General features: G+C 60.3%; 3 protein-coding genes and 1 riboswitch. Of the genes, 1 reads left to right on the forward strand and 2 read right to left on the reverse strand.

What is annotated here, in order from left to right; translation table 11 throughout:
• Positions 1-560: 560 nt before the first annotated feature.
• Together QN350_RS18955 and QN350_RS18960 are read right to left on the reverse strand one after the other, a co-directional pair.
• Positions 561-1,859: a magnesium transporter MgtE N-terminal domain-containing protein gene (locus QN350_RS18955; protein ID WP_323503748.1), complete on the reverse strand. Its 1,299-nt coding sequence runs from the start codon at positions 1,857-1,859 to the stop codon at positions 561-563.
• Between the two features lie 61 nt (positions 1,860-1,920).
• Positions 1,921-3,504: an Nramp family divalent metal transporter gene (locus QN350_RS18960; protein ID WP_322135568.1), complete on the reverse strand. Its 1,584-nt coding sequence runs from the start codon at positions 3,502-3,504 to the stop codon at positions 1,921-1,923.
• A gap of 352 nt (positions 3,505-3,856) precedes the next feature.
• Positions 3,857-4,026, reverse strand: a riboswitch (M-box (ykoK) riboswitch).
• 708 nt (positions 4,027-4,734) lie between these two features.
• Between QN350_RS18960 and QN350_RS18965 the strand changes: the two genes are divergently transcribed.
• Positions 4,735-4,932, forward strand: a 198-nt coding sequence (locus QN350_RS18965; RefSeq protein ID WP_323503747.1) for a hypothetical protein, incomplete at its 3' end; no start/stop codon positions are given.

The raw sequence follows: 4,932 nt of genomic DNA on the forward strand, positions 1-4,932 counted from the left end.
GAGCCCGAGCCGCTCTGTTGCAGCGAGCACAGCCCGAATACTGTGCCGGGACATCCCCTGAGCAGACTCGATCGCCCGTCGCGACAAACCCTGATTTCGCTGCTGCAGGATCTGCTTCGCTTTGATCTTCCGTACCATTGCCGGTACTCCTTCCACCACGTGGCGCTCACATGGTGGGAGGAGCTTTTCAGGTGGTGCTCAACCACGCCGGCAGTGGGGCTGAACGATACGAATCACGCATCTGAACAGTGGGGCTCAACCGCACCACAGGTGGTGCCCAACGAAGCCAATATTCACTGGCGAACATAGCGCCCGTGATGTGATTCTCCTGAGCTCTCGGTCAACCTTACGAATTCGGTGAGAAGAGAGACGGAGGGAAGAGAAGAAAGCACTTCGCAGCCGGTTTCGCCGAATCGCCTCTACGTAGCGCGGAACTGAGATCGTGTCAGCGGAGATCCGAGCCCATTTCCTCCGCCGCTATCTCAGTGAAATCGTAACGCTGCTCTGGATTAGACGATCCTTCACTGGGAGGAGCCACTGTTCGAAAAGACGGCACGATCTCACACGGTGCCCGGGGTGAGGGAGGCGTGAGTTTGGGGTTCGCGGCGTTGCCAGTCCTGGGGCAGGGCGGCTTCGAGGGCGTCGTCGACGGTGATGATGCCGAGGATGTGGCCGCTTTCGTCGAGGACCGGGAGGGTGAGGAGGTTGAAGTCAGCCATGCGGGTGGTGACGTCGATGATGTCATCTTGTGGTGCGGCGTGAACGGGATCAGGGTCAGCGACTTCGCGGAGGGGACGGTGCGGGTCTGTTTGGAGGGCGCGGATGATACTGATCGCACCACGGAGTGTTCCGTCGTCGGCGGTGCTGTAAATGGTGGTGAGCGCTTCCGGTTGTTGAGTTGTCGAGGTGCGAATGAGATCAAGGGCGTCCTGGATGGTCGCGTGCTCCGCCAGAGCGAGGTATTCCACACCCATGAGGCCCCCTGCCGTTGCAGTGTGGTAGCCCAGCAGGGCCAGAACTTTGGTGTGTTGGGGTTCAGGGAGCAGAGCGAGGACTTCCCGGCGTCGCGCCTGGGGGAGGTCAGTGATGGCGTCGGCCGCGTCATCTGCCCGCATCCGGGTCAGGACAGAAGCGACGTCAGCAGTACTTCGGGATTTGAGGAGATGGGTGAGGCTGTCTTCGTCGAGTTCTTCAAAGACGTCTGCTTCGAATTCCGGGTCGTTGTGGACTTGAGTGAGGAGTTCGCTTTGCTCTTTAGCGTCTGCCGTTTCGATGAGGTCTGCAATTTGGGCTGCTTTGAGACGGCGTAATTTCCCAAACGGGGCGCGAACGAGGACCGAGGGTTCGTGGCCGATGAGGGCTTCAAAGGATTTCCAGTCCCGTGCCGGGTCGGTGGAGATGGTCTTCCGGGTGGACCACCAGTGGGTTTGGTGCACGTTCAATCCTGTGACAGCCCACGTGGCGGTGTCGGAGCTGAGATAAATGTCGTGAGCACGGACGAGGGAGGCCATGTGCACGTCGATGAGGCGGTGGCCCAGGACGTCAGCGTTGAGTAGGACCTCGCCCGGGCGGCGCTGGAATGCCCGCACGTTCAAGCGGGCTGTGGTGAGCTCGACTCGATTGGGTTCCAAGGCTCTGACGTCGGCGATCGGGACGTAGATGGTTTCGGAACCCACTTTGACCACGAGCGCGGTCACGAGGGGGTAGTCATCTCCCCTGAGGCGAACAATGACGTCAGCGAGTTTGGCAAGTTGTTTTCCTTGGCTGTCGACCACGGCATGGCGCAGGAGTTGGGAAAGACGGAGAGCGGATTTAGTTGTTGTTGGAACGGGAGAGTTAGACACAGTGGCTTCTTTCACGAACAAGGCTAGGTAGAGGTGGCACGTTGTCGGGGTGGTATTGAGAATATGGTGCTCGCGGCTAGTGGCCCAGTGCGAGCTGGATGACGCGGACGACGACTAGGACCATGGCGAGGATCAGGTAGGCGCGCAGCACGCCCAATCCGATGGTCCGACCGGTGGAGAGCTCCGGGCGGGCGAGGAGGGTGAGGGGTGGCATCCGCCAACGGAGACGTTGACTGTGTTCCATCGGGAGCACCGCATCACCGGCCGGGCGTCGCCGGCGAAGGACCAGGGCGGTCGCTCCGACAAGAATTCCCAAGACGCTGCCCCCGCCGAGGATGGACAAGATTGTCTCTCCCGTGATGTCTGGGAAGAGAACGCTGGCTGTGAGGATGATGGAAAGCATGACCAGCACGGCGACGACAACAGACGTGAACAGGTTCAACCATTTGCCGTTGACCCAGGGGCCCAGCACGTCTTTGTCGTTGCAGAGCAATAAGAGGAAGACCGTGGCTGAAGGTAGCAGCACCCCGGCGAGAGTCTGTACTCCCACGGTCAAGAGTCCCAGCGGCGCACCGGGAATCAGAACAATCGTGGCTGCCAGGGCGAGGAGGGCAGCGAATACGGCGTAGAAGCCCTTCGCTTCCCACGGTTTGCGGTGCAGGGAGTGCTTCAACCCCAACACGTCGCCCAACGCGTATGAAGTAGACAAACCTACTGCGGCCGCACCAATAATGGACGCGTCGATCAACGCGATCGCGAACATCACTCCCACGCCACGTCCGACAAACTTGCCGAGGCCTTCTGCGACCCCGAGTGCGTCAGTGAAGTTGCCGAATTCGGGCCGGCCCGTGAAGGTGGCGGACGTGAAGCCGATGATCGCGGCCGCACCGACGATGACCATCAAGATCCCGATCCACAAGTCGACCTTTTCGTAATTCATGAACCGGGGCGTGATGCGCTTGTCAATGACATAGGACTGTTGGAAGAACAACTGCCACGGGGCGACGGTCGTGCCGACGATCCCGATGATGAGCAGCATCACCGTGGAAAGTTGGGACCCGGGTGGCATCCCGGGGAGCACAAAATTGGTCGCCATCTCACCCAGATTCGGACCCGACAGAAAGAAAATGGGGACCAACAAGAGGGACCCGGCAACAAGAACCATGCTGACGCGTTCGAACCGTTTAAAAGACCCGGTGCTGACGGCGCCGAGCACGAGCACGGCTGCAACAATTACGCCGGGAATTTGGGGGATGCCCAGATACTGCAAGCCCAAACTGATACCGATGAATTCGGTCACGATGGTGAGCGCGTTCAGGATGAACAGGTCAATGACGCTGAAGGCTCCCCAGAACTTTCCAAAACGTTCCAAGATGAGCCGGGCATGGCCCACCCCCGTGACCACCCCCAACCGCAACACCATTTCCTGGTTCACGTAGAGGACGGGTACCAGCAGCAGCAACGTCCACAGCAATGTGGTCCCATAATTTTGGCCAGCTTGCGTGTAGGTCCCAAACGCGCCAGCGTCGTTGTCGCCGACCATCACAATCAGTCCAGGACCCAGAATGGCCAAAAGGGTACGCAGTTTTGCCCGCACGCCCCGCCGCGGCGCATCATCGCCGAGTCGAATCGTGCCCATGGCCCCTTCAATATCGCCCACGTGCGCGGAATCCAGGACCGCTGACACGGGCCCGGTCGGAGGAACGAGGTTTGACGTTGTATCCATGGTGAACTTTCTGCAGGAAATGAAAAGACAGGATCCGGGAGCCGATCAAACGCGGCCCGACGAGAGCCGGCGATGTCGGGAACACCGTGGAAACCACAGGGCCGGGCGAGAAAATATGACCTGGCCGGGCTGCGATCACCGGGGCACGCCACCAGACAGGCGTGTGCAGGCAGACTGCTACCTGGTGTGTGTGATCGGCAGGAGGTAGGGTCTATGGCTCTCGCTCATTGACGTGCTCCCTCCGCTTTGCTCAGCGCACACGAAGAGTCCGACCAGACCGGCCGAGGTAACCTCTCCTCGTAAGACCTTTGGCACTTTGCGGCGTTAACCCGGAAACCGGGAGCCAATCGGGGCAATCCCTTGTTCCGGGAAAACCTGTCCTGACCCGGGGCGTCTCTGGACGTTGGGGGTCGCTGGCTTATATCCACAAAGGAGCCTCAGCTAACGAACGGCGCCCTGCAAAGATGACTGTACGCGGAGACCCCAACAGAAGCAATCGCGGCTGTCAATGTTCCACAAGCGTTCACCTTGCCGCGACGTTAAACGGCCGCCGTCTGGGCGGCGCGGCAACATGGATAGCTTTACCTTGCTAGCGCGCCGCGTTCTAAAGTGCTCAACTCGACTAGATCCCCCGGTCCAACCCTTCGACGGACCCGGAAAGACCAGAACGCCAAGGGCGAGGACCTAAGTCGAGACCAAGACTTGAGGAAGCAGAGGACAGGGATGCACTCATTCGGATCACTCATCCTGCTGCCACTGAACGCGAACCAGGTCGCAGCCGGTTCCCGGTCTGATCCCGGACCTGACCTTCCTCTCGGCACGATGACGGACCCGACGTTCACCGCCCAGGCGCGTCTGGCCGCTCACCGACTAAATCTCTTCCGGATCACACCAGACATGGTCCTCACGCCCTGCGAACCGGGCTGGATGCCGCTCACTCAAGCGGTACTGACGGAACTGCGTCACCTACCGCGCGTTGTCCGCTCCGACCGTCGACTGGACGTTGAAGAGGCCTGGGATCGTCACCAAAGCGCACGGCGCCAAGACCCCTCACTCCGGCCCGGCTGGTTGTCGCGGACCGAGTCGTCCCCCGTAGCTGGCGACACCGGTGACGCGACTTCGACCTCGTTCAGCCCGCCGAGCAGGCTCGAACTATCAGCAAACATGGACACCAAGGACGTCGTATCCACTTCGAGGCGGTCATTCGTCACAGATTTGCTCATGCCGCTGCTGTCCGACCGGCAAACCATACTTCTCATGGCAGATCCGCACGTTATTGCTCAACTACGGATCGTTCTCAACGACAGCAATGCTCGGCAGACCCGTGACGCTGAACTCCCGACCGGGCAACTCCTCCGATAC

The sequence above is a fragment of the Cryobacterium sp. 10I5 genome, assembly GCF_035019865.1.
Lineage (GTDB): Bacteria > Actinomycetota > Actinomycetes > Actinomycetales > Microbacteriaceae > Cryobacterium > Cryobacterium breve_A.